Raw genomic sequence first — 22,165 nt, 5'->3', positions numbered from 1 at the left:
GATCAGGGCTGGGGCGCGATCCACGGCGATGCGCTGTGCAAAAAGGTTTAGCACGGTCGTTAACGACCGCTAGGCCACATCTTTAAGAACGGTTAACGGCTGTGAACAAAGTCGATGAGAGGGTCCCGTGCCCGACAGCCAAACCCTCATGGTGAGGAGGCGCGTAAGCGCCGTCTCGAACCATGGAGGCCCCGCTGCCGCAGCCGGGCCTTTCATCCTTCGAGACGCCGCTTCGCGGCTCCTCAGGATGAGGAATTCACAGCGCAGACGTGATTGAATGAACCTAGTTCGCGTAGCGCGCCGTCAGATCCCGCGAGATCTTCGAGCCTTCTTCGATATAGCGGCGGATCGCCACCGTCGCGGCCGGCGTGCAGCTCCGGTAGGTCTGCTGAAAGCCGTTATAGCCGCGGTTGAAGCCGGCGATCATGCGGGTGCGGCGCTCGCCGGAGGGGGTTTCGGCATCGATCAGCGCCTGCATCTCGTTGCGCCATCTGTTGCCCTCATTGGCCCCGCAGATGCCGCGCAGATAGTGCAGCCCGCCGAGGATCTCGGCCAGCCGCTGCAAATCGGCGTCGAACGGCGCCGCCACGTCCTGAGCCCTGGCGGGTCCGCAGGCGCAGGCGAGAATCAGGACAAAAACGGCCAGAATTCGCGTGGACATCGGCCGGGTGTATGCCGCGTCGAGGCCGGAGACGCAAGGCGAGCCGTCAGGCCGCGATCAGCCGCGCGGCGGACTGGATCACCTCGTCCAATCCCCCGGTCAGCCTGAGGCCATCCAGGCTCGCCAGGGCGTCCGGGGCGATCCAGCGGTAGTAGTCGAGCTCGTCGTTCAGGACCGGCTCCTTGGCCACCCAGCGGGCCGCAAACGACATGATGAGGTAATGGCCGGCGCCGGGCGCGGCGGGTAGCACCTCGCGCCAGCCGGCAAGGCCGACGATCGCGATGTCGAGCCCGGTTTCCTCCGCGACCTCGCGGCTCAGGGCCTGGTGCAGCGATTCGCCGAACTCGACCCGGCCGCCGGGCAGCGAATAGAACCCCTTCGCCGGCGAGCGGGCGCGGCGGGTCAGCAGCACCTTGCCGTCGCGGAAGATCGCGGCACTGACGGCGAGCTGGGGGTGGGCGGGCTGAACGGGCGAAGCCATTTTCTTAAAGCACCCGGCTCAGTTCGCCATGATGGTGTCGACGTCGGCCTCGGCCCCGCCATGGATGATGCCGCCGCAGGCCGCGATCAGCGGCTTGACCCAGAGCGCGGCCTGCTCGGCGAGGCGGATTCGGGTCGTATCCTTCTCGACCTCGCGCATGGCCGAGCCGACCGCGGTCAGGATCGAGGTCATGGTATCGGTGATGTGGTCGAACTGGGCGCGCACGTTGGGATCGGCCTTCTCATAGGCCTCGATGGCGAGGTCGCGCGCCTTGAAGTTGGAGGCCGTGAAATGCTCGGCGTAGGATAGCGGCGTCCAGGTCAAGAAATCGTCGGCGCATTCCGGCATGTCTGGAACCATTTCCAGCAGCATCACGGCTTCATTGAAATGGTTGAGATAGTCGGTGGCAAGCCCGGTCCGCGGGTTGATGTTGGCCACGCGCAGCCGCTCGGCCCAGGCGGCGGCCTCGGGGCCCGTCTGTACATGCGTCCGCGCGGATTGGGAGGCCGTTGAGCTCATCCGCCGCAGTGTTAACGTTCGGGGTTAAAAGGACCTGAACGGACCCTATATAGACACCTCGGATGTGTGGACGCTTCGTCATAACTTCGGCCCCCGCGGCCTTGCGGCAATTGTTCGGCTATGTCGAGCAGCCGAATTTCCCGCCTCGGTACAACGTGGCGCCGACACAACCTGTTCCGGTCGTTCTGATCGAGAACGGCGCGCGGCATTTCCGCTTGATGCGCTGGGGCCTGTTGCCGACCTGGGTCAAGGATCCCCGCGGGTTCACGCTGCTGATCAACGCCCGCTCCGAAACCGTGCTGGAGAAGCACGCCTTCAAGAACGCGATTCGCCGCCGGCGCGGCCTGATCCCGGCCGATGGCTATTATGAGTGGAAGGCGGAAGGCGGCCGCAAGCAGCCCTTCTTCATTCACCGTGCCGACGGCGCGCCGCTTGGTTTCGCCGCCTTGTTCGAGACCTGGGCCGGGCCGAACGGCGAGGAGCTCGACACCGTCGCCATCGTCACGGCCGCGGCAGGCGAGGATCTCGCGGCGCTGCATGACCGCGTTCCCGTCACCATCAGCGAGCGCGATTTCGAGCGCTGGCTCGACGTCAGCCGTGACGAGATCGATGCGATCCTGCCGCTGATGACTGCGCCGCGCCCGGGCGAGTTCGCCTGGCACCCGGTCTCCACCCGCGTCAACCGCGTCGCCAATGACGACGAGCAGCTCGTGTTGCCGATCAGCGCAGAGCAGATGGAGGCGGAGGCGCCGAAGCCGAAGAAGGCGGCGCGGAAGGTGGCTGCTGCATCGTCGGATGACGGGCAGGGCTCGTTGTTCTAAGCCGCAGTGCCGTAGGGTGGGCAAAGGCGCTCTTGCGCCGTGCCCACGATCTCTCGCTTCAACGCGCGATGGTGGGCACGCTTCGCTTTGCCCACCCTACGAGAGCGGAGTCTAAACGACCTCCTTCGCCCTCAACGCCGCGATCTCCGCCGCAGCGAATCCGAGCTCGCCCAGCACCGCATCCGTATCCGCGCCCAGCTCCGGCGCCATCCGGTCCAGCCGGCCGCCGCCATGGGCGAGCTTGAAGCCGCTGCCGGCAAAGCGCAGCCGGCCGTAGGGCGTGTCCAGCTCCTGGATCGCGCCGCGCGCCTTGATTTGCGGATGGTCGATCACTTCCTCGACCTTCCAGATGCTGGCGCAGGGCGCGCCGGCGTCCTCCAGAATGCTCTCCCATTCGCGCGCCGGCTTTGCCGCCAGCGCCGTCTCGATGATGGCGCGCAGCGCCGGTTCGTTCTCGTTGCGCGAAAACCAATCGGCAAAGCGCGGATCAGACAGCGTGTCCTCGCGGCCGAGCGCAGCCATCAGCGCGCGATACTGCTTCTCGTTGTTGACGGCGAGCAGGATGTGGCCGTCGCCGCACTTGAACAGGTTGGCCGTGGTCCTGCGGCTCACCGCCTGGTTGCCGGAGAGCGTCTGGCGATGGCCGGCGACCGACCAGTCCGCGATCTGGCCCGACAGGAACGCCAGCGTCGCCTCCAGCATGGAGACGTCGATCAGCTGCCCCTTGCCGGTGCGGTCGCGCTGGTACAGCGCGCTCGATACGCCAAACGCAGCCGTGGCGCCCGACAGCACGTCGCAGACCGCGAAGCCAGCGCGCGTCGGCCCGGTCTCGGGATGGCCTGATATCGCCATGATGCCCGAGAGCGCCTGCATCTTGCCGTCATAGCCGGGCCGCAGGCGATCCGGGCCGGTCTGGCCGAAGCCCGACACCGCGCAATAGATCAGCTTGGGATTGATGGCGGAGAGCGCCTCATAGCCGATGCCGAGCTTGTCCATCACGCCGGGACGGAAATTCTCCATGACGACGTCGACGCTCGCGGCGAGCTTCTTCACGATCGCGATCGCCTCCGGCTTCTGCAGATCGAGCGTCAGGCTGCGCTTGTTGCCGTTGACGGCCTGGAACGCCGGCGCCAGCCCGCGCTCGGCCCATTCCCGGGAGAGCGGCGTGCGGCGCATGTCCTCGCCCTCGCGCCGCTCGACCTTGATGACGTCGGCGCCGAGCAGCGCGAGCTGGTAGCTGGCATAGGGGCCGGCCAGCACTTGCGTGAAATCCAGGATCTTCACGCCCTCGAACGGTCGCGTCACGTCGCTCTCCCTCTGTGTCTTGGTTGTCGGAGGACGTCAAGCATGATCCGGAAAAGTGCGAAGCGGTTTTCCGGAAAGATCATGCGCAACGACAATCTAAAGCGCGATGACGATCCACCCGAATCTCACCGCGCTTTAGGCGGCGCGGTTGCCGCGCGCGATCTCCTTCTGCTTGTCGAATTCGGCGCGGCGGCGCGCCAGCTCCTCCGGCGAAAGCTGGGCGACGTTGTTGTAGTCGAGCTTCCAGGAGGCGTCCTCGCTCCAGCGCAGCGGCGACTGCATCGTCGTCTGCGGGCCGCTCGCGGTCTCCAGCAGCTTGAGCGCCAGCTCCAGCGTCTGCGCCTGCGAGGCGACGTCGTGCGGCTTGCCGGCGGAATTGCCGAGCGGGAAATCCGAGAACAAAAAGCGCGGCACCGCCGCGTGCTCGATGATGTCCTTGGCGCAGCCCATGATCACGGTCGGAATGCCGTTCGCTTCGAGATGCCGCGCCACCAGCGCGGTGGTCTGGTGGCAGACCGGGCAGTTCGGCACCAGCACCGCGACGTCGACCTTGTCGGCAAGGCAGCGCGCCAAAATCTCCGGCGCGTCGGTGTCGAGCGTGACGCGATGGCTGCGATTGGTCGGCGCGCCGAAGAAGCGCGGGGCGACCTCGCCGAAGCGCCCGGCGGCGGACGCCTTCAACAGCTGCGGCAGCGGAAACCAGGTGCCGTTATCGGTCGCCGAGGTGTGCTTGCGGTCGTAGCCGATGTGCGAGATGCGCAAATCGTGCTGTTTCGAGGTGTCGCCGTCATAGACCTGGTAGAATTTCGCAGCTCCGTTATACGCCGCGCCCGGTCCCTGGTCGCCCTTGGCGGGATCGTAGGGCGCGGCGGTCGTGACGATGGTCACGCGCGACTTCGCCAGCGGCTTCTTCAGCGGCTGGAACGGCGCTGCGGTGTAATGCGCCCAGCGATACGGCGTGGTGTAGCCGATCGCCGCGTAATAGTCCCGCGTGCGCTGCATGTAGGGGACGGGAGAATCATAATCGGGCGCAAAGCCGAATTCGTCGTCGCGCGGAGCGGACATGGGCGCGTCTCCTGGTTCTTGGTTGGCGACAGACTAGAGGGAGTTTTGGAGGGGCTCAATGGGGCGAGGAAGAACGCAGGCCTGAATTGCAGATGAAGATGGTGCGGCGTCGGTGCTGCCACTTACCCTCCCCTGGAGGGGGAGGGTCGGCTCACATTGAGCGACCCGAAATGTGAGACGGGGTGGGGTGACGGTCTCTCCGCATCCAACACTGTCCGCGCGGAGAGATCACCCCACCCCGCTCGCGCTGCGCGTGATCGACCCTCCCCCTCCAGGGGAGGGTAAGAAGCTCACCTGAAAACATGCAGCGCCGCATATTGCAGCAGCATGATCGCCTTGGCGTCGATGATGCGGCCATCGGTGATCATCGCCAGCGCCTCGTCGATCGAAAGCTCCAGCACCTCGATGTCCTCGCCCTCGTGCTCGAGGCCGCCGCCGTCGCTCACCCGCATCTCGGGCTCGTACTCGGCGACGAAGAAATGCAGCTTCTCGGTGATGGCGCCCGGGCTCATGAAGGCCTCGAACACCTTGTGGACGTGGTGCAGGCGATAGCCGGTTTCCTCCTCGGCTTCGGCGCGGATGCGCTCCTCGGGCTCGGCATTGTCGAGCACGCCGGCGGCCGCCTCGATCAGCAGGTCGTCGTAGCCGCGGATGAAGGCGGGCAGGCGAAATTGCTTCACCAGGATCACTGTGCGCCGCGCGCGATTGTACGGCAGCACGGCGGCGGCGTTGTCGCGCTCATAGGTCTCGCGATGCTGCGTCTGCCATTCGCCGCTGGCGCGCCGGTACTCGAACGTCGTGGTCTTCAGCGTGGTCCAGCCGTCCGAGAGCACGCGGACGTCCTTGATGCGGACGCGGTCGGAAATGGTCATGGCGGGATCTCAGGTGATTGGGGTCGTGGCACGGCCGTCGAGCCACTTCTGGAACATCACGGAGGTCGACAGCTCGAAGCCCAGCGAGCCGTAGAACGCATTGGCCGGCGCGTTCTCGCGGCGGACCAGCAGCTGGAGTTTTGCGATGCCGGCCGCGCGCAGCCAGTCCTCGGCCGCCGCCATGATGGCGCGGCCGAAGCCGCGCTTCCGGCTATCAGGGTCGACCGCGACGTAATAGACCCAGCCGCGATGGCCGTCATGGCCGACCATGATTGTTGCTGCGATCGCGCCGTTGTCGCGGCCGACCAGCACGGTGGAATTGTCGCGCCGCCGCGCCAGGGCGATGTCGGCATGGGGATCGTTCCACGGCCGCGTCAGGTCGCAGCGCTGCCACAGCGCGACGACCTCCTCGACATCGGCATCGGTGATGGCGTCGATCGCAAGCGCGCTCACAGCACCTTCCCCGGATTCATGATGCCGTGCGGATCGAGCATCGCCTTGATCGCGCGCATCAGCTCGATCGCGGTCTTGTCCTTGACGTCGGGCAATTCGTCGCGCTTGAGCACGCCGATGCCGTGCTCGGCGGAGATCGAGCCGCCCATGCGCAGCACGATCTCGAACACCACCGCGTTCACCTCGTGCCAGCGCGCGAGGTAATCGGCCGTGTCGGCCCCGATCGGCTGGCTGACATTGTAGTGCAGATTGCCGTCGCCGAGATGGCCGAACGGCACCGGCCGCGCACCGGGGATCAGCTTCACCACCGCGGCGTCGGCCTCGGCGATGAAGGCGGGCACCGCGGCGACGGGAACGGAGATGTCGTGCTTGATCGAGCCGCCCTCCGGCTTCTGCGCCGCCGACATCTCCTCGCGCAGCTTCCAGAAATTGTTGCGCTGGGCAAGGCTCGACGCGATCACGGCGTCGTCGACGATCTCCTCCTCCATGGCGCGGCCAAGGATCGTCTCCAGCGGCGTGCGGGCGTCATCGCCGGGAGAGGACAATTCCATCAGCACGTACCAGGGATGCTTTTCTGCGAGCGGATCGCGCACGTCGATGCCGTGGCGGACCGAGAAGTCCACCGCCATCTCCGAGAGCAATTCGAAACTCGTCAGCGCATTGGCGGCTTCGCCTTGCGCGATCGTCAGCAGCTTCAAGGCGGCGTCCGGCGATTTCAGGCCGACATAGGCGGTCTCGACCGCCCGCGGCTTCGGAAACAGTTTCAAGGTCGCCGCCGTGATGATGCCGAGCGTGCCTTCGGCGCCGATGAAGAGGTTGTGCAGATTGTAGCCGGTGTTGTCCTTCTTCAGCTTCGACAGCGTGTTGAGCAAGCGCCCGTCGGCGAGCACGACCTCGAGCCCCAGCGCCATCTCGCGCGCGACGCCATAGGCGAGCGCGGCGGTGCCACCGGCATTGGTGGAGAGGTTGCCGCCGATGGTGCAGCTGCCTTCGGCGCCCAGCGAGAGCGGAAACAGCCGGTCGACGTCGGAGGCCTTCTGCTGCGCCACTTGCAGCACCACGCCGGCCTCGACCGTCATGGTATTGGAGGCGGTGTCGACCTCGCGGATCTTGTCCAGCCGCCTTAGCGACACCACGACCTCGCCGTTGTGCGGGGTCTGGCCGCCGACGAGCCCGGTGTTGCCGCCCTGGGGCACCAGCGCGATTTTGTGCGCGGAGGCAAGCTTGCAGATCGCCGAGACCTCCGCCGTCGAGCCCGGGCGCAGCACCAGCGGCGAGCGACCGTGGAACAGATTGCGCTCCTCGGTGACGTAAGGCTGGATGTCGTTGGCATCGGTGATGGCGTGGCGCTCGCCGACGATTTTGCGGAATTGCTCGATCAGCTCGGGCGCAAGCGGAGGCATAGCGGGTGTATTGACGTTCATTCTCGTGTCTCTTCTTCCACTCTTATCCCTTGCGCATGATCTTATCGGAAAACCGCTGCACACTTTGCGCTAACGCGGCCCTTCGGGTCCGGATCATGCGCTATCGCGCCACCGCCGCCCGGCGCAGCCGGTCGTTGATCGCCTCGCCAAGGTCCTCTTCGGGAATTGCCATTACCGCGATCGCCCGCGGACCCTTCGCATCGAGCTCGCGAAGATAGCCGAACAAATTGGCGGCGGCTTCATCGAGATCACCGCTGGGCGACAAATTCATGACGGCCGACGCGGCATCAGTGCCAGGCAGGCGCGCGGAGCCGAACGCCAGCAGCGCCTCGCCCGGTGCCACCTCGCGCGCGTCGAGCCGCACGGAAGCGCGCGGCGCGTAATGCGAGGCCAGCATGCCCGGCGCCAGCGGCTGGCTGTCGTCGCTGCCCGTTTCCGCAGGCGGCCGCGCCAGGGTCTCTCCGAGCACCGCCTCGATCCGCTCGCGCGACAGGCCGCCGGGCCGCAGCAGCATGGGCGTCTCGAAGCAGCCGACGATGGTCGATTCCACGCCGACCGTCACCGGCCCGCCGTCGATGATCAGGTCGATCCGCCCCGAAAGATCGCTCTCGACATGGGCGGCCAGCGTCGGCGAGACGTGGCCGGAGATGTTGGCTGACGGAGCCACCACGGCCCCGCCGAAGGCGCGCAGGATCGCCTGCGCGACGGGATGGGCGGGAATGCGGATCGCGACGGTGTCGAGCCCGGCGGTGGCGAGATCCGCCACCGGGCAGCCCTCGGCCTTCGGCACCACCAGCGTCAGCGGCCCCGGCCAGAACGCCTCCGCCAGCTTCAACGCGCGCGCGTCGAACCGCCCGATCCGCCGCGCCGCCGGGATATCGGCGACATGCGCGATCAGCGGATTGAACGCCGGCCGCCCCTTGGCGGCGTAGAGATGGGCGATCGCGGTGGCGTTGGCGGCGTCCGCCCCGAGCCCGTAGACCGTCTCGGTCGGAAACGCGACCAGCCCGCCGGCGGCCAAGGCCCTGGCGGCCGCCTCCGCGCCGGCCGCGCCAGCCGGTAAAATCAGCGTTTCAAGGCCCGTTTTCACAGGGACAAAATTCCTCATCTCGGCCGCTTGCGGTGCGTCAAACCCGACGCTATAAGCCGCCTTCTTGTCGGAGTGTGGCTCAGCCCGGTAGAGCACTGCGTTCGGGACGCAGGGGTCGCAGGTTCGAATCCTGCCACTCCGACCATTCTTCCAAAAGTCGACGTTTTCCAGAGGCTTGGCCGACCGGCTGCCGGCGCCTCGGAACGCCTTTCTGCAACGATTTCGGGATCGGGTCCACGGCGGATTTGCCGGGGCAGGGCGGCTTGCCGCGGCGGCATGGCTTTTTCAGGATGATTTGTCTGGCCCGGGCTCGAACGAAATCGCGATCCGCTTGGCCTTGATCCGGCCATGCACGCCATAGCTCGACCAGAAGCTCAGCGTCGTGCCCACGGGATCGATCTCAATGTCGAGCCCGAACATGATGCCGGCTTCCATGAAGTCGAACAGCTGGACTTCGATCAGCTCGAAGATCGTAAACGTGACGTCCACATGCTTGGTCTCGATCGTCAGCCCCCGCGGATTTCTCGTGATGTGGTGATCCAGCCGTCGCGACGCTTCGTTTCCTACGGGTCGATCGCAACTGATCGGACGATGGATGTGCGGCATCGCGCGCATCCATTGCTTCGTCATGGCTTGACTCACATCTGGAGAATTTGATGACGCCCGCAATTCGTTCGTTCGTGGCCGGAGCGGCCATGGTCGCTGGCCTGTTTGGTCCATCCGTGGCGCGCGCTGCCGACATCGTGGACACGGCGGTGTCTGCCGGTTCGTTCACCACATTGGTGACGGCCGTCAAAGCGGCCGGCCTCGTGAAGACGCTCAAGAGCAAGGGCCCCTTCACCGTGTTCGCGCCCAGTGACGCGGCGTTCGCCAAGCTGCCGCCCGGCACGGTCGAATCGCTGTTGAAGAACAAGGCCAAGCTGGCGGCCATTCTGAAGTATCATGTCGTTCCGGGCCGCGTGAAGGCCGCCGACATCGCCGGCAAATCGCTGCAAGTCGCCACCGTTCAGGGCCAGCCCGTCAGCGTCGATGGACGTTTCGGTGTCCGCGTCAATGACGCGCACGTCATCCAGCCCGATATCGAAGCGTCGAACGGCGTCATTCACGTCATCGACACGGTGCTGATGCCGCCCGCGCGCGCAAAGAAGATGCATCACTGAGACGCTTGACCGTCACCGGCCTGGCCGCTGCGGCGGCCAGGAATGGTGGTCTTGATGGTGGTCTTGGGGAGCGGATCGCGGTCGGCGCGAGCAGCTTATCGCCGCGCCACCAGCACCCCCAGCAGAAACGCCACCATCAGCGCCGGCAGCGGGGCCTCGCGCACCATGCCGCGGACAACGTCGGGCCAGTGCTGCTCGGGGACCAGCCGCGGCGATCGCACCTTCGGCGCCGGTTCGATGCCCCAGTGCGATGCGAGCTCGGCGACTTCGCTCTCCGCCAGTCGCACGCCGTCGCGGACGCGGAAGATCGCGGCCTCAGAGCGCTCGCGCGGTGCGAGCTGCATCAGCGTCGCGACCGCCGTGCGCAACGTCATCTCGCCAAAGCCTTGCAGTCGCACCTGCTCCTCGGGTTCGGACGTCATGCGAAATCCCTCACGGCGCTAAACCCTCACAGTGGCGCGCGCGGCGAACGCCGCCGTCGCGCACAGGACCAGCATGGACACCGCGCCGGCCACCTCGCGCGAGATGGGCTCGCGTCGGGTGCCTCGCCTTGACCGTGCTCCATGCTCTCATGGAAATGGCGGCGGTGGAGCTTGGTTCCCTTGCGAAGGGCGCGGATCGCGAAAGGCCTGATTACTTCCGCAGCAGCTCGCTCAAGGCCGCCGTCGCCTCGGCGCAGCGGATGTCGTCGATCTCGCGCGACAGGCTGAGCGCGCTCGCCTTCAGCTCCTCGATCTTCCAGCTGTCCGGATGCTGGCTTTCAAGCTGACCCAGCCGCTTGTTCAGATCATCCAGTCTGGATTGGAGGTGCCCGATGCTGGCATCCCCATTCACTTTCCAAACGCGTTGTGCACGCATCGTCGTTCCCCTGATCGTCTCACGGCCTTGTGAGAGCGGTTCGTGGCCGGAATGGGAGTTTGTTTTGTCCGGCTTCAGATCGCGGGGAACCGTTGCATATCCGCAACGAAGTTCCCGAATTCTTCCGAAAGGTCGGCTGGCTCCGCACGATGATACCCGCAAGGCACGGAATTTGATTGTGTCCCGTCGCGAAGATGGGACGAGCCGGCCTGTGCGCGCGGTCCGCCGCTCGATAGGCTCGGGGCTCGAGGCACTCCGGACAACGAAGGAATGACGCGTGGCGAGATTTGTGACTGTTGCAGCCGGCCAGCTTGGCCCGATCGCCAGGACCGAGAGCAGGACTGAAGTCGTGGCCCGTCTGATGGCCTTGATGCGCGAGGCGAAGGCGTGCGGATGCGACCTGATCGTCTATCCCGAGCTCGCGCTGACGACCTTCTTCCCGCGCTGGTATTTCGAGGATCAGGCCGAGATCGACCAATTCTTCGAGCGCGAGATGCCGGGCCCGGAGACGCGAGGCCTGTTCGATCTCGGCCGCGAGCTCGGCATCGGCTTCACCCTCGGCTATGCCGAGCTGACGGTCGAGGCCGGCGTCGTCAGGCGCTACAACACGTCCATTCTCGTCGACAAGAGCGGCGCGATCGTCGCGAAATACCGCAAGGTTCATCTGCCCGGCCATGCCGAGCACGAGCCGTGGCGGAAATTTCAGCATCTGGAGAAGCGCTATTTCGAGCCGGGCCGCGGCTTCGGCGTCGCCAGCGCCTTCGGCGGCGTGATGGGCATGGCGATCTGCAACGACCGCCGCTGGAGCGAGACCTATCGGGTGATGGGCCTGCAGGGCGTCGAGATGGTGATGATCGGCTACAACACGCCGGTGCACAATCCGCCCGCGCCCGAGCATGACGATCTCTCGCTGTTCCACAATCATCTGGTGATGCAGGCCGGCGCCTATCAGAACGGCACCTTCGTGGTCGGCGTCGCCAAGGCCGGCGTCGAGGAGGGCGTCGACCATATCGGCGGCAGCTGCATCATCGCGCCCTCGGGCGAGATCATCGCGCGATGCACGACCAAGGGCGACGAGCTGGCGCTGGCGCGCTGCGATCTCGACCTCTGCAATTCCTACAAGCGCACCACCTTCAATTTCGACGTCCACCGCCAGCCGCATGCCTATGGGATGATCGTCGAGCGCAAGGGCGTCACGACCATGGCGGATGGCGCGCCGGTGTCGCGGAAAGGGTGAGGCTCCCGCCTTCGTCATTCCGGGGCGATGCGCAGCATCGAGCTATGATGCGCTATTGCGCATCTGAGAATCCATCGGGCCGCAGGATAAGTGGCTGAATGGATTCCGGGCTCGCCGCTTTGCGGCGCCCCGGAATGACGCCGGGAAGTTGGCTGTTTTGCTCCCGTGTCAATCCGTTTCGCTGAAAATATTCCACTTTACCGAAATTCGGAAATGGCGTATGTGTCGCCCATCCCGGCTTATCCAGGAGGGGCGATCTCGAGGTCGTCTTGATCGCGAGCCGGGCTTGCGGTGGACGCGGCAGCGTCGGCATGAGAGGTGCGGGCAGGGCGGGTAGTCCCTGTGAGCCCGTAACCGCGTGCGGACGAACGGCGCTGCTAGGTTTCGTCTCGCTCGTAAGTTTCCGGCTTCGTCGACAGGGCTGGAAATACTGCGGCGAAAGGGCGGGCCGTGCGTACGGCAAAACCGTGTGGTCCTGGCCGTCGTTGCTACGGTCAAGCCGGATCGAAGATGCGCGCGAGCCCAACCGGGCGGACGGCATCGTCAATTCGAACGGCGAGGGAGGCCAGAAGGAAAGTTCGGCTCCCGGGAGAGCACGGCATAAGCCGTCCGACCATCGCGCAGGGAAGGCCGAGTGATCGGCACCACCTGTATGCTGCTGTGCGGTTCTTCTGCGTGTGCATCTTGCGCAGCAGACCGCGGGTGCGTTGTCAGCACCCGGCCTTCCCTGCGCCCTCTTGGATTTAGAGGGTGGAGACGAAGCAAAGCTCGGGCGAATCCAGCCGCGAGAAAGCCCAGTCATGCCAGCTTAAGCTATGGAGGGCTGTCGCCAGTCTGAGTTAGCCAACGACCAACAATTCACCAAAGCCAATTATGAGTACATCGACGGCCCAGAACTGGATGCTGCTATCTCAGGCGTCGCAACAGGTCAGCTCCCTTGACCATCTTTTGGCGTTGCAGTTGCGGCCATTTCTCGTCTAGAAACAGGCCACTGAGCCTCCCGGCAACCAACCGTCAACGGTTTTGACCGAGGATTTGAGGCTCAAAAGGGTCCGGCAATGCTGATTCGCGGCCAAATCGAGGGGATTTCGGGGGAGGTGGCTCTGGCCGCCGCCACGATCCCGGCCGCGCTGCTGCCCACCCTGCTGATTGGCGGGCTTCTTCTTAGCTGCCCCTGAGGGCCGGCTGGGCGCCATGCGCCTGGGCGCTCAGGGGCTGGTCGAGATCACCGGACACCTCAAGCGCCAGGGACCAAGACGGCCTGAACGGCGCAAAAGCTCAAAAGGAAATCTGAAATGGCCACCGTGAACAAGTCCGAGAAGGACCGCGTCATCATTTTCGACACCACCCTGCGCGACGGCGAGCAGTGCCCCGGCGCCACCATGACCTTCGAGGAAAAGCTCGAGGTCGCCGAGTTGCTGGACGATATGGGCGTCGACGTCATCGAAGCCGGCTTCCCGATCACCTCGCAGGGTGACTTCGAAGCGGTGAGCGAAATCGCCCGCCGCTCCAAGAATGCCGTGATCGCCGGCCTGTCGCGCGCCCATCCGGCCGACATCGATCGCTGCGCCGAGGCGGTGAAGTTCGCCAAGCGCGGCCGCGTCCACACCGTGATCGCCACCTCGCCGTTGCACATGCGGGTGAAATTGAACAAGACGCCGGAAGAAGTGCTCGAGACCTCGGTCGCCATGGTCGCGCGTGCCCGCAACCAGATCGACGACGTCGAATGGTCGGCCGAGGACGGCACCCGCAGCGAGATGGATTTCCTGTGCCGCATCGTCGAAGCCGTGATCAAGGCCGGCGCCACCACGGTGAACATCCCCGACACCGTCGGCTACACGGTGCCGGAGGAATACACGCACTTCATGAAGACGCTGATCGAGCGCGTGCCGAACTCGGACAAGGCGGTGTTCTCCGTGCACTGCCATAACGATCTCGGCATGGCGGTCGCGAATTCGCTGGCCGGCATCGTCGGCGGCGCGCGCCAGGTCGAGTGCACCATCAACGGCATCGGCGAGCGCGCCGGCAACGCCGCGCTCGAAGAGATCGTGATGGCGATCAACGTGCGCAACGACAAATTCCCCTACTGGAACAAGATCGACACCACGCAGCTCACCCGCGCCTCCAAGGTGGTGTCGGCAGCGACCTCGTTTCCGGTGCAGTACAACAAGGCGATCGTCGGCCGCAACGCCTTCGCGCATGAGAGCGGCATCCACCAGGACGGCGTGCTGAAGGACGCCTCGACCTACGAGATCATGCGGCCGGAGATGGTCGGCCTGAAGCAGTCCTCGCTGGTGCTGGGCAAGCATTCCGGCCGCCACGCCTTCGTGCACAAGCTGGAAGAGATGGGCTACAAGCTCGGCCCCAACCAGCTGGAGGATGCGTTCACGCGGATGAAGGCGCTAGCCGACCGCAAGAAGGACATCTACGACGAGGACATCGAGGCGCTGGTCGACGAGGAGATGGCGGCCTCGCACGATCGCATCAAGCTGGCCTCGCTGACCGTGATCGCCGGCACCCACGGCCCGCAGCGCGCGACCATGAAGCTCGACGTCGACGGCCAGATCAGAATCGAGGAGGCCGAGGGCAACGGTCCCGTGGACGCAGTGTTCAACTGCATCAAGCGCCTGGTGCCGCACGAAGCCAAGCTGGAGCTGTACCAGGTCCACGCCGTCACCGAGGGCACCGACGCGCAGGCGGAAGTATCGGTGCGGCTGGCGCAGGACGGCCGCTCGATGACGGCGCGCGCGGCGGATCCGGATACGCTGGTGGCCTCGGCCAAGGCCTATCTCGGTGCGCTCAACAAGATCGTCATGAAGCGCCAGCGCGACACCGTGACCACGGCCGCGGCGAGCTGACAAGCGAAGCTTGTCGTTCCGGGGCGCCTCGGCGAGGCGAACTATGGTGCACAATTGCGCACCTGAGAATCTCGAGATTCCGGGTTCGATGCTTTGTATCGCCCCGGAATGACCGTCTGAGAGATGGCTGCCCTGCTAACGGCCAATAGCCTCTGGCGAGGCCGGCCTGTATGAATGCAGCCGGGCAAGAGGATTGGCCGCCCGCATGCCGGGCGGCCCAAATAGCACCAGGGAGAGATTATGCGCACCTTCGCGATCGCCGCGTCCATCGCGGCATTGGCACTCGGGCTGGCCGGGCCGGCATCGGCCCAATCGCCGATCATCATCAAGTTCAGCCACGTCGTCGCCACCGACACGCCGAAGGGCAAGGCGGCGGAGAAGTTCAAGGAGCTGGCCGAGAAATATACCGCCGGCAAGGTCAAGGTCGAGGTCTACCCGAACTCGACGCTGTACAAGGACAAGGAAGAGCTCGAGGCGCTCCAGCTCGGCAGCGTGCAGATGCTGGCGCCCTCCAACTCCAAGTTCGGGCCGCTCGGCATCCGCGAGTTCGAGGTGTTCGATCTGCCCTACATCCTGCCCGACATCAAGACGCTGCGGAAGGTGACGGAAGGGCCGCTCGGCACGCGGCTGCTGAAGCTGCTGGATGCCAAGGGCATCTCTGGGCTTGCCTATTGGGACAACGGCTTCAAGCAGATGAGCGCGAACAAGAAGCTGATCACGCCCGCCGACTATCAGGGCGTCAAGTTCCGCATCCAGTCCTCGCGCGTGCTACAGGCCCAGTTCAAGGCGCTCGGCTCGCTGCCGCAAGTGATGGCGTTCTCGGAAGTCTATCAGGCGCTGCAGACCGGCGTGGTCGACGGCCAGGAGAACACTTGGTCGAACATCTATACCCAGAAGATGCACGAGGTGCAGAAGTACATCACCGAGACCAATCACGGCTATATCGGCTACGTCGTGATCGTGAACAAGAAGTTCTGGGACGATCTGCCGGCCGACATCCGCGACCAGCTCAACAAGGCGATGAAGGAAGCGACCGACTTCGGCAACACGCAGTCGCAGAAGGAGAACGACGACGCGCTCGCCGAAATCAAGAAGAGCGGCAAGAGCGAGATCATCAAGCTCACGGCGGAGCAGAGCGAGGCGATGCGCAAGGCCATGGAGCCGGTCTACAAGGATGCCGCAAGCCGCATCGGTCAGCCGCTGATCGACGAATTCCTCAAAGAGGCCAAGAGCACGACCAACTGATCCGTATAACGATGAACGAAGGCTTCCGTGCGATCTGCACGGAAGCCTTTTTGTTGCGAACGATTCCGATTGCGGCGGTAAAATCGCTCGTTACATCTTGGTAAGGACGCGCTCCCTGTCCAACTTGTAAGTTGCGCGTCAGCCGCACCGCGCCCATCTTCATGAACATCCTTCCAGAGGAGGTTCGGATGAAGAAGTTCACCATCGCCGCCATCGCCGTGTTCAGCATCGCCGGCTCAGGCGCGGTCTACGCCCAATACCATCGCCCGTGGATGGAGCACGTCCGCCACATGCGCATGAACCCCGAGGATCGCGCCGCCCTGGTCGATGCGCGGATCGCCGCCGTCCATGCCGGGCTGAAGCTCAACGCCGATCAGGAGAAGCTGTGGCCGCCGGTCGAGGCTGCCGTGCGCGAGTTCGCCAAGCTGCGCATCGACCGCGCCAATGCGCGGATGAATGCCGGCCCCGGCGATGCCGGCAAGGACGCCGACAAGGTGGACGATCCGGTCGCCCGTCTGCGCCAGCGCGCCGAGGACATGGGCGCGACGTCCGCGGCCCTGAAGAAGATCGCCGACGCCGCCGATCCGCTCTACAAGACCCTGGACGAGGGCCAGAAGCGGCGCCTCGCCGTGCTGACCCGCCACCGCGGCCCGTTCGGCGGCGGCGAGGACGGCCCGCGGCACCGCCACTTCATGGAGCGCGGCATGGACCGCATGATGGGGCACGGCATGGAGCATTTCCACCATGGCCGCGACGGCGGCGAGGACCGCGACCGCGAGGGCCGGCTCTGAACGAGGCGGGTTTTTGCGGGGAATCAGCCCTTGGGATCAACCCTGGCGAAGCCGCTGGAATCCAGCGGTTTTTCGCTTTTCCGGCGCTGTGGAAGAACCTTGGAAAACTTGCGACCGGTCGCTTGCCAGACCCGGATCGCTTTGCTAAACGACCGGCCTCGCAAGGCTTTGACCGGCCTTCGGGCGCATAGCTCAGTTGGTAGAGCAGCTGACTCTTAATCAGCGGGTCCCAGGTTCGAGCCCTGGTGCGCCCACCATATAAATCAAGACCTTAGCGGTTAGAGGACACGGCAAAACTAGTGCCGTTTACACCACCGTTTACAGTTTTGTTCTCGCTTCGAGCTTCAGCACCGCAGCCTCTGCAAGCTGAATGTCGCGACCGAGATAGTGCGCATCGAGAATAGCCTCGACGTCCTTCAACGAGTGACCCGTGACGGCGGCGATCTGCGGCACGCTGGCGCCTGCGATCGCAAGCCGAACTAGCGCTGTGCCGCGCAGATCATGGAACGTCAGGCCGTCGACGCCCGCACGCTCGCATGCCTTCCCCCATGACGTCCGAAAGCCATCAGAGGTCCAGGGGGGCCGGCCCAACGTGTTCGTCAAGATCAGCGGTCCTCGGCGGTTCGTCGCGTCGAGCAGGGCCCGCAGGGGTGCGCCAGCGGGCATGGCCACCCGGCGACCACCTTTCGATTGTCGAAGGCGAATGTAGGGAGTTTCGTAGGCCGACCAGGGTAGACGCAGGAGGTCTCCCTGCCGTTGTCCGCTCCATAGAGCCAAAATCAGTGCGAGCTGGATCTCGCTGGACGCGACGGCGAGAACCGCAGCAATGTCTTGCTCGGTCCAGATCTTATCTTTGCGGTCGGCTACATTGAGGCGACCGCCGCGCTCCCACGATTGAACTCAATGAGGACGCGCCTTACGTCAGCGGTGCACAGTTTCTAAGCTACTTAGCTTACCCAGACCCACGAGACGTTCAGCGCCGACATCAGTTTGGTCGTACTATCCAAGCGTGGGCTATCCAACTTAAGGCAGCTGCAGATCCTACTTGGGCCCTTCAGCCTCAGCGGATCATGCCCCATCTGATTGCGTTAGATCAGCAGAAGTCAGAGAAGGCGCGGAAACGAGGATAGGCGGGTCTACTCATCGCTTCGATGCCGTTAAGGCAATCGATATACTCGAGGCCACGCCAAGATTGATCCGGCACTGGTCCTGGCTCTTTCCGGGAGATCGGTTGAATGAGTATGATCCGGAGCACAAGGTGTTTCTGCTCTCAGGGCGCCGATCGCGGTATATCAAGGCAGACTGGGCTAAGCCGGACCCGTTTGACCCAGTGCCCAAACTGCCGGACTGAAACGAAAGCATTCTGGCGGCGCGACTGATAAGCTTTTGAGAGAATGCTTATCAGTAGCCGATCGGGTGGGTAGCCAAGAACAATCGTCGCCTTGCTTAATGTATCAAGCGTTGGATTGCCGCCCACGCGAAATGTCTTGTAGATCGCTTCGCGGCTCAATCCAGTCTCCCGGGAGAAGTTCGAAACTCCCCGAGCTTTGGCTAGATCTCCGATAGCGGCAGCAATGAAGGAAGGATCATCGCTCTCGAGCGCTGCTTCCAGATTGGCTGTCTGCTGATCCGGCGTCTGAAGGTAGTCCTGAACGTCGAACTTGGTTGTCTTAAGGGGAGGCGCTCGGCTACGAGGGTGAGCGCGTTCATCACCATGTTCAAGCAGGCGCTTGGCAAGTCGCCGGCGCGCTACTTCTCCGAGTGCGAGGCCGGCCAGACTGGGCCGGGGGAGATCTGTCGCGAGACGAACTGCAAGCTCGCCGGATGCCTGAGGTGCGGGACGCGCTCAATGGACTTTCGGAACGCAGATGGCTGGAGTTAGAGCGCTTCGTTTCGGACGATCTCGATGCCGAAGCCTGACAGTCCCTTGAAGTGATGCGTCGACGACGTGAGGTGACGGATGGAGCTGATTTTGAGATCCCGCAGGATCTGGGCGCCGACGCCGACCTCGCGCCATTGCCGATTCCGGTCGTCCTCGCGCGATCCGATCTGGCCTAGCGGCTCAGGCGGAACGCCCGCCGCGCCGTCGCGCAGATAGACGAGCACGCCGCTGCCATTGTCCTTGAAGCGTTGCAGAATGATGTTCATCTTGGCCATTTCATGACCAGAGAACAAATCGCGCAGGATGTTCGGTTTGTAGAAGCGCGTGAGGACGTTGGTGCCGTCGCCCAGTTCTCCGTAGATATAGGCGACGTGATGGATGGGGTCGAACGGCGAGCGATAGGAATAGCCCTGGAGCGGGCCGATCGGGCTCTCCGCCGTGACGCTTGAGACGCGCTCGATCAGCGTCTCGCGGGCCTGTCGGAAGCTGATGAGGTCAGCGATGGTGATCTGTTTCAGCTTGTGCTTGTTGGAGAACGCCGCGACCTGCGGACCCTTCATCACCGAGCCATCGTCGTTCATCAGTTCGCTGATGACGCCGACCGGTTCGAGACCTGCCAGTCTGCACAGGTCGACGGCGGCCTCGGTGTGACCCGAGCGCATGAGTACGCCCCCCTCCTTTGCGACCAGCGGGAAGACGTGTCCCGGCCGGCAAAAATCGCCAGCGCCAGCGTTGGGGTTGGCGAGTGCACGGCAGCACGAGGCCCGCTCTTCGGCCGAGATGCCCGTCCCGTTATCGGACCGGTAGTCCACCGACACGGTGAACGCCGTGGTGTGAGTCGAGTCGTTGTTGAGAACCATCGGGTCAAGCCGCAGGCGTCTCGCGTCCTCGAACGTGATGGGCGCGCAGACGATGCCCGAAGTGTTGCGGATGATGAAAGCCATCTTCTCAACCGTACAACGCGAGGCGGCGACGACGAGGTCGCCTTCGCCCTCGCGATCGTCGTCGTCGGTGACCACGACGATTTCGCCTTCGGCGAACGCCTGCAGGGCCGCTTCGATCGATGCCTTCATCTCGGTCGCTCTGCTCGCTGGAACCGACGCGTGCTCGCGTTGAGCCGTGTGCGGAGTGTCAGGCTCGGAGCGCCGCTCGAGCACTCCGCCGATCTTGACTTTACCATTATTGCTAACTGGCCGGAGCCATGCCGGGGCGCCTCATAGTCTTTCCGCGCTGTAGCTGGGACAATGGGTGTCGAGCCCGATCGACCCCTCGGACAGCAAAGGGCCTGCGGCGTCGTATCGGGGGCGTGGCGAGCGCTCCAGCGGGCGCGAGGGGTTGGCGCAAGCCTTCACGGTGACCGGCCGATTGGTGTCGATCGGCAGCACCGTCTTGTGAGAAATGCGCTTGAGGGCCAGATTTGATCGAATGCTGCTGACGCCGGGGATGCGGGATAGTTTGTTGACGATGAGGTCTTCGAGATCTTCGATGTCCGCCGCCATGACGCGGAGCATGTAGTCGCTCTCACCTGTCATCAGATAGCATTCCATCACCTGGGCCAGCCGGTCGACGGATCGGGTGAAACTCTCGAGTGACGTCTGGACCTGCTTTTCCAGCTTGATCTGGATGAAAGCCGTTACACCAATGCCGAGCACGGCGGGATCGAGAAGGGCGATCCGTCGATCGATCACGCCGAGTTTTTCGAGTGTTCTGACGCGAGCCAGACACGGCGACGGCGAGAGATTGACGCGTGATGCGAGCTCGACATTGGTCAAGCTCGCATTCTGCTGGAGCTCGTTGAGGATCTTGATATCTATTCTGTCGAGAGAGGTTGTCGACATCGCGTGTCTCCCAAATCTGGCAGTCTTCTTGCGGCGCCGGTCACCATTGTTGCGGGGTGATGACAATCGCGTGGTAAACGCTAACCGCAATTGCGCTTGTGGGATTTCGACAAATCGCCGACTTGTATCGAAAAACCGTCAACCTTCGCATTGTGCATTGCGATCAGAATGCTAGTTGCCTACTTTTGATACATTTTTTGCACGTGCGATATGCAGGCCGACGTTGATCCAACGGATCGATCACGATGTAATGGCCGGCGCTTCATCGAGTGGCTCCCCATGTCACTTGACGGGATGTGCAGCAGAGCTTCGGTGTCGAGCGTCGCAGGCGGCCCTGTTTCGTACAACCGCCTGTTGCCGCGTGTGGCCGTGGTCGCACGTCGCTGATCGCACCGCCGGCGTTTCGCAAACAAATGATTCGGCAGGAACGACAGCCCACCCTCGACAACCAGAAAATGGCCGGATGCAGAGCTGGATCAAGCGACCCGACAAGTCGCTACAGCATAAAATGCTGATGAAGCTTCTGAGACATGCGTTGTTCAAGCAGTAATGCTGAGAGGCTCGGGCGAATATCCACCCACGATCGCACTTGGGTAGCGACGGTTTGGATTGTCGAGCGTGAAACTGAAGCAAGTCTATCTAACAGCGAACGATCCTGGACGCCTAGCCGAGTTTTATGAAGGCCTGGGTTTGAAGGTGCGCTTCGCTGATCCCGGCAAGTGGATCCAGTTCGTGAGCGATCCGGCTGCGTTCTGCGTCGCCGCCCGACTGAGTCCGCGTCGGAACAACTCAAGGGTGCCGTTCTCGTCTTCGATGTCGACGACCTCGATGCCGCCATGGAGCGTGCCGCAGCCATGGGTGCGCAAGTCGGCGCGATTCGGGACATGGCCAGTCACGGCCGTACGGTGAAGGTGCGGGATCCGGGCGGCAACGTCATCCAGTTCTACCAAGCTGCCGGATAGCTCAGACGTTCACCGCGGCAGCGTTGCATGCGCGGACTCACAACCAGACAAATAGGGCGCATCCATCCCATGAATCCAAGAGTCGTACCCATGTCGTCCGCAGCACCGCCGCCGTCCGAACCGAGCCCACTCGATGCCGCAGCATTCCGCGCTGCGATGCGCCACGTGCCGGGCACCGTGTCGATCGTCACGACAGGCCGGGCGCCGAACCGCCATGGTCTGACACTGACGGCGGGCTGCTCGCTGTCGGCGGCTCCGCCCAGCGTGCTGGTTTGCGTCAATCGATCTGCCGGTGCGCACGACACCATTCTCAGCAGCGGGTCGTTCTGCTGGAATATTCTGGGGGTCGAGCATCGCGATCTGGCGCTCAAGTTTTCCGGGCAGGACGGCAGCAAGGGCGATATCCGCTTCGGCGACGGTTTGTGGTGCGATCTCAAAACCGGTGCACCAGGTCTGATCGGCGCGGTCTGCAGCTTCGATTGCCGCGTGGTGAATGCTTATAGCGACAGTAGTCACACCATCTTCACCGGAGAGGTGGTGGCTCAGACGACGAGAGCCGGATGTGAGTCGCTCGTCTACATCGACGGATGCTTCGCCGCGCCAAAGGCGGTCTGAAACACAGGACGACGTCCGACGCCGCTAC

The 22,165-nt window shown here is 64.1% G+C and carries 24 protein-coding genes and 2 tRNA genes; 10 read left to right on the top strand and 16 right to left on the bottom strand.

Annotation, left to right across the window (positions count from 1 at the left end; translation table 11 throughout):
- Positions 1-283: 283 nt before the first annotated feature.
- Genes WI560_RS24720 through WI560_RS24710 form a run of 3 tightly spaced genes read right to left on the bottom strand, consistent with a single transcriptional unit; the run spans position 284 to position 1,661 of the window.
- The gene (locus tag WI560_RS24720) at positions 284-661 is read right to left on the bottom strand and encodes a TIGR02301 family protein (protein ID WP_028134934.1); all 378 of its coding nucleotides are present in this window, start codon (positions 659-661) and stop codon (positions 284-286) included.
- Between the two features lie 46 nt (positions 662-707).
- Positions 708-1,142, bottom strand: a complete 435-nt coding sequence (locus tag WI560_RS24715; RefSeq protein WP_375305272.1) for an NUDIX hydrolase — start codon at positions 1,140-1,142, stop codon at positions 708-710.
- 18 nt (positions 1,143-1,160) lie between these two features.
- Entirely contained in the window at positions 1,161-1,661 is a 501-nt protein-coding gene (locus WI560_RS24710) for a hypothetical protein (protein ID WP_375305271.1), read from the bottom strand.
- Between the two features lie 62 nt (positions 1,662-1,723).
- Between WI560_RS24710 and WI560_RS24705 the strand changes: the two genes are divergently transcribed.
- A complete protein-coding gene (locus WI560_RS24705; protein WP_375305270.1) occupies positions 1,724-2,482 on the top strand; it encodes an SOS response-associated peptidase in 759 nt (252 codons plus the stop codon).
- Between the two features lie 111 nt (positions 2,483-2,593).
- Here WI560_RS24705 and WI560_RS24700 read toward each other — a convergent pair whose 3' ends face one another.
- From WI560_RS24700 to WI560_RS24675, 6 genes are all read right to left on the bottom strand, one after another.
- Positions 2,594-3,787: a CaiB/BaiF CoA transferase family protein gene (locus WI560_RS24700; protein WP_375305269.1), complete on the bottom strand. Its 1,194-nt coding sequence runs from the start codon at positions 3,785-3,787 to the stop codon at positions 2,594-2,596.
- Between the two features lie 135 nt (positions 3,788-3,922).
- On the bottom strand, positions 3,923-4,852 hold the full coding sequence (locus WI560_RS24695) for a glycine reductase (RefSeq protein ID WP_375305268.1): 930 nt from the start codon (positions 4,850-4,852) through the stop codon (positions 3,923-3,925).
- Between the two features lie 290 nt (positions 4,853-5,142).
- Positions 5,143-5,724 carry an NUDIX domain-containing protein gene (locus tag WI560_RS24690; RefSeq protein ID WP_257177057.1) on the bottom strand — a complete coding sequence of 194 codons (582 nt, stop codon included), beginning with the start codon at positions 5,722-5,724 and terminating at the stop codon, positions 5,143-5,145.
- 9 nt (positions 5,725-5,733) lie between these two features.
- Positions 5,734-6,177, bottom strand: coding sequence for a GNAT family acetyltransferase (locus WI560_RS24685; protein ID WP_375305267.1), 444 nt, complete (start codon positions 6,175-6,177; stop codon positions 5,734-5,736).
- Positions 6,174-7,601 carry an FAD-binding oxidoreductase gene (locus WI560_RS24680; protein ID WP_375305266.1) on the bottom strand — a complete coding sequence of 476 codons (1,428 nt, stop codon included), beginning with the start codon at positions 7,599-7,601 and terminating at the stop codon, positions 6,174-6,176. Before WI560_RS24680 ends, WI560_RS24685 begins: the two co-directional genes overlap by 4 nt.
- Before the next feature lie 100 nt (positions 7,602-7,701).
- Positions 7,702-8,691: an L-threonylcarbamoyladenylate synthase gene (locus tag WI560_RS24675; protein WP_375305265.1), complete on the bottom strand. Its 990-nt coding sequence runs from the start codon at positions 8,689-8,691 to the stop codon at positions 7,702-7,704.
- A 68-nt stretch (positions 8,692-8,759) separates the two neighbouring features.
- Here WI560_RS24675 and WI560_RS24670 point away from each other — a divergent pair.
- A tRNA-Pro gene (locus WI560_RS24670) sits at positions 8,760-8,836 on the top strand.
- 140 nt (positions 8,837-8,976) lie between these two features.
- Here WI560_RS24670 and WI560_RS24665 read toward each other — a convergent pair.
- On the bottom strand, positions 8,977-9,321 hold the full coding sequence (locus tag WI560_RS24665) for a hypothetical protein (RefSeq protein WP_375305264.1): 345 nt from the start codon (positions 9,319-9,321) through the stop codon (positions 8,977-8,979).
- 65 nt (positions 9,322-9,386) lie between these two features.
- Here WI560_RS24665 and WI560_RS24660 point away from each other — a divergent pair, with 65 nt between their 5' ends.
- A complete protein-coding gene (locus WI560_RS24660; protein WP_375308901.1) occupies positions 9,387-9,851 on the top strand; it encodes a fasciclin domain-containing protein in 465 nt (154 codons plus the stop codon).
- Positions 9,852-9,946: 95 nt separating this feature from the next.
- Here the strand turns inward: WI560_RS24660 and WI560_RS24655 are convergent, their stop codons facing one another.
- Both WI560_RS24655 and WI560_RS24650 read right to left on the bottom strand, forming a co-directional pair.
- Positions 9,947-10,273, bottom strand: coding sequence for a hypothetical protein (locus WI560_RS24655; protein WP_375305263.1), 327 nt, complete (start codon positions 10,271-10,273; stop codon positions 9,947-9,949).
- Positions 10,274-10,484: 211 nt separating this feature from the next.
- The gene (locus WI560_RS24650; RefSeq protein ID WP_028134947.1) at positions 10,485-10,709 is read right to left on the bottom strand and encodes a hypothetical protein; all 225 of its coding nucleotides are present in this window, start codon (positions 10,707-10,709) and stop codon (positions 10,485-10,487) included.
- Between the two features lie 277 nt (positions 10,710-10,986).
- Between WI560_RS24650 and WI560_RS24645 the strand changes: the two genes are divergently transcribed.
- From WI560_RS24645 to WI560_RS24625, 5 genes are all read left to right on the top strand, one after another.
- Positions 10,987-11,946 (top strand): N-carbamoyl-D-amino-acid hydrolase, encoded by a 960-nt coding sequence (locus tag WI560_RS24645; protein WP_375305262.1) that lies wholly within the window; start codon positions 10,987-10,989, stop codon positions 11,944-11,946.
- A 1,295-nt stretch (positions 11,947-13,241) separates the two neighbouring features.
- Positions 13,242-14,804, top strand: coding sequence for a 2-isopropylmalate synthase (locus WI560_RS24640; RefSeq protein ID WP_375305261.1), 1,563 nt, complete (start codon positions 13,242-13,244; stop codon positions 14,802-14,804).
- A gap of 240 nt (positions 14,805-15,044) precedes the next feature.
- Positions 15,045-16,049: a TRAP transporter substrate-binding protein gene (locus WI560_RS24635; RefSeq protein ID WP_028137945.1), complete on the top strand. Its 1,005-nt coding sequence runs from the start codon at positions 15,045-15,047 to the stop codon at positions 16,047-16,049.
- Between the two features lie 188 nt (positions 16,050-16,237).
- Positions 16,238-16,840, top strand: coding sequence for a Spy/CpxP family protein refolding chaperone (locus WI560_RS24630; protein ID WP_375305260.1), 603 nt, complete (start codon positions 16,238-16,240; stop codon positions 16,838-16,840).
- 181 nt (positions 16,841-17,021) lie between these two features.
- Positions 17,022-17,097: transfer RNA gene (locus WI560_RS24625), tRNA-Lys, on the top strand.
- 61 nt (positions 17,098-17,158) lie between these two features.
- Here WI560_RS24625 and WI560_RS24620 read toward each other — a convergent pair.
- From WI560_RS24620 to WI560_RS24605, 4 genes are all read right to left on the bottom strand, one after another.
- Positions 17,159-17,617: a tyrosine-type recombinase/integrase gene (locus WI560_RS24620; RefSeq protein ID WP_375305259.1), complete on the bottom strand. Its 459-nt coding sequence runs from the start codon at positions 17,615-17,617 to the stop codon at positions 17,159-17,161.
- 493 nt (positions 17,618-18,110) lie between these two features.
- Positions 18,111-18,452, bottom strand: a complete 342-nt coding sequence (locus tag WI560_RS24615) for an addiction module antidote protein (protein WP_375308900.1) — start codon at positions 18,450-18,452, stop codon at positions 18,111-18,113.
- A 266-nt stretch (positions 18,453-18,718) separates the two neighbouring features.
- Positions 18,719-19,795: a 3,4-dihydroxy-2-butanone-4-phosphate synthase gene (gene ribB / locus WI560_RS24610; RefSeq protein ID WP_375308899.1), complete on the bottom strand. Its 1,077-nt coding sequence runs from the start codon at positions 19,793-19,795 to the stop codon at positions 18,719-18,721.
- A 141-nt stretch (positions 19,796-19,936) separates the two neighbouring features.
- Positions 19,937-20,494: an Lrp/AsnC family transcriptional regulator gene (locus WI560_RS24605; protein ID WP_375305258.1), complete on the bottom strand. Its 558-nt coding sequence runs from the start codon at positions 20,492-20,494 to the stop codon at positions 19,937-19,939.
- Between the two features lie 785 nt (positions 20,495-21,279).
- Between WI560_RS24605 and WI560_RS24600 the strand changes: the two genes are divergently transcribed.
- Together WI560_RS24600 and WI560_RS24595 are read left to right on the top strand one after the other, a co-directional pair.
- The gene (locus WI560_RS24600; RefSeq protein ID WP_375305257.1) at positions 21,280-21,522 is read left to right on the top strand and encodes a VOC family protein; all 243 of its coding nucleotides are present in this window, start codon (positions 21,280-21,282) and stop codon (positions 21,520-21,522) included.
- A gap of 90 nt (positions 21,523-21,612) precedes the next feature.
- Entirely contained in the window at positions 21,613-22,137 is a 525-nt protein-coding gene (locus WI560_RS24595) for a flavin reductase family protein (RefSeq protein ID WP_375305256.1), read from the top strand.
- Positions 22,138-22,165 lie beyond the last annotated feature (28 nt).

Origin of the sequence: Bradyrhizobium sp. A11 (assembly GCF_042077125.1) — a bacterium.
In the GTDB taxonomy this organism is placed as follows: domain Bacteria; phylum Pseudomonadota; class Alphaproteobacteria; order Rhizobiales; family Xanthobacteraceae; genus Bradyrhizobium; species Bradyrhizobium japonicum_B.
The sequence above is the reverse complement of the archived record's forward strand: the minus strand, read 5'-3'. Positions and strand labels throughout refer to the sequence as shown.

Bases quoted from the DNA above. Each gene is read 5' to 3' on its own strand.
- WI560_RS24720 (WP_028134934.1), bottom strand. From the start codon at position 661: ATGTCCACGCGAATTCTGGCCGTTTTTGTCCTGATTCTCGCCTGCGCC.
- WI560_RS24705 (WP_375305270.1), top strand. From the start codon at position 1,724: ATGTGTGGACGCTTCGTCATAACTTCGGCCCCCGCGGCCTTGCGGCAA.
- WI560_RS24640 (WP_375305261.1), top strand. From the start codon at position 13,242: ATGGCCACCGTGAACAAGTCCGAGAAGGACCGCGTCATCATTTTCGAC.
- WI560_RS24595 (WP_375305256.1), top strand. From the start codon at position 21,613: ATGTCGTCCGCAGCACCGCCGCCGTCCGAACCGAGCCCACTCGATGCC.
- WI560_RS24680 (WP_375305266.1), bottom strand. From the start codon at position 7,601: ATGAACGTCAATACACCCGCTATGCCTCCGCTTGCGCCCGAGCTGATC.
- WI560_RS24695 (WP_375305268.1), bottom strand. From the start codon at position 4,852: ATGTCCGCTCCGCGCGACGACGAATTCGGCTTTGCGCCCGATTATGAT.
- WI560_RS24650 (WP_028134947.1), bottom strand. From the start codon at position 10,709: ATGCGTGCACAACGCGTTTGGAAAGTGAATGGGGATGCCAGCATCGGG.
- WI560_RS24635 (WP_028137945.1), top strand. From the start codon at position 15,045: ATGCGCACCTTCGCGATCGCCGCGTCCATCGCGGCATTGGCACTCGGG.
- WI560_RS24715 (WP_375305272.1), bottom strand. From the start codon at position 1,142: ATGGCTTCGCCCGTTCAGCCCGCCCACCCCCAGCTCGCCGTCAGTGCC.
- WI560_RS24690 (WP_257177057.1), bottom strand. From the start codon at position 5,724: ATGACCATTTCCGACCGCGTCCGCATCAAGGACGTCCGCGTGCTCTCG.
- WI560_RS24710 (WP_375305271.1), bottom strand. From the start codon at position 1,661: ATGAGCTCAACGGCCTCCCAATCCGCGCGGACGCATGTACAGACGGGC.
- WI560_RS24665 (WP_375305264.1), bottom strand. From the start codon at position 9,321: ATGACGAAGCAATGGATGCGCGCGATGCCGCACATCCATCGTCCGATC.
- WI560_RS24655 (WP_375305263.1), bottom strand. From the start codon at position 10,273: ATGACGTCCGAACCCGAGGAGCAGGTGCGACTGCAAGGCTTTGGCGAG.
- WI560_RS24630 (WP_375305260.1), top strand. From the start codon at position 16,238: ATGAAGAAGTTCACCATCGCCGCCATCGCCGTGTTCAGCATCGCCGGC.
- ribB (WP_375308899.1), bottom strand. From the start codon at position 19,795: ATGAAGGCATCGATCGAAGCGGCCCTGCAGGCGTTCGCCGAAGGCGAA.
- WI560_RS24660 (WP_375308901.1), top strand. From the start codon at position 9,387: ATGGTCGCTGGCCTGTTTGGTCCATCCGTGGCGCGCGCTGCCGACATC.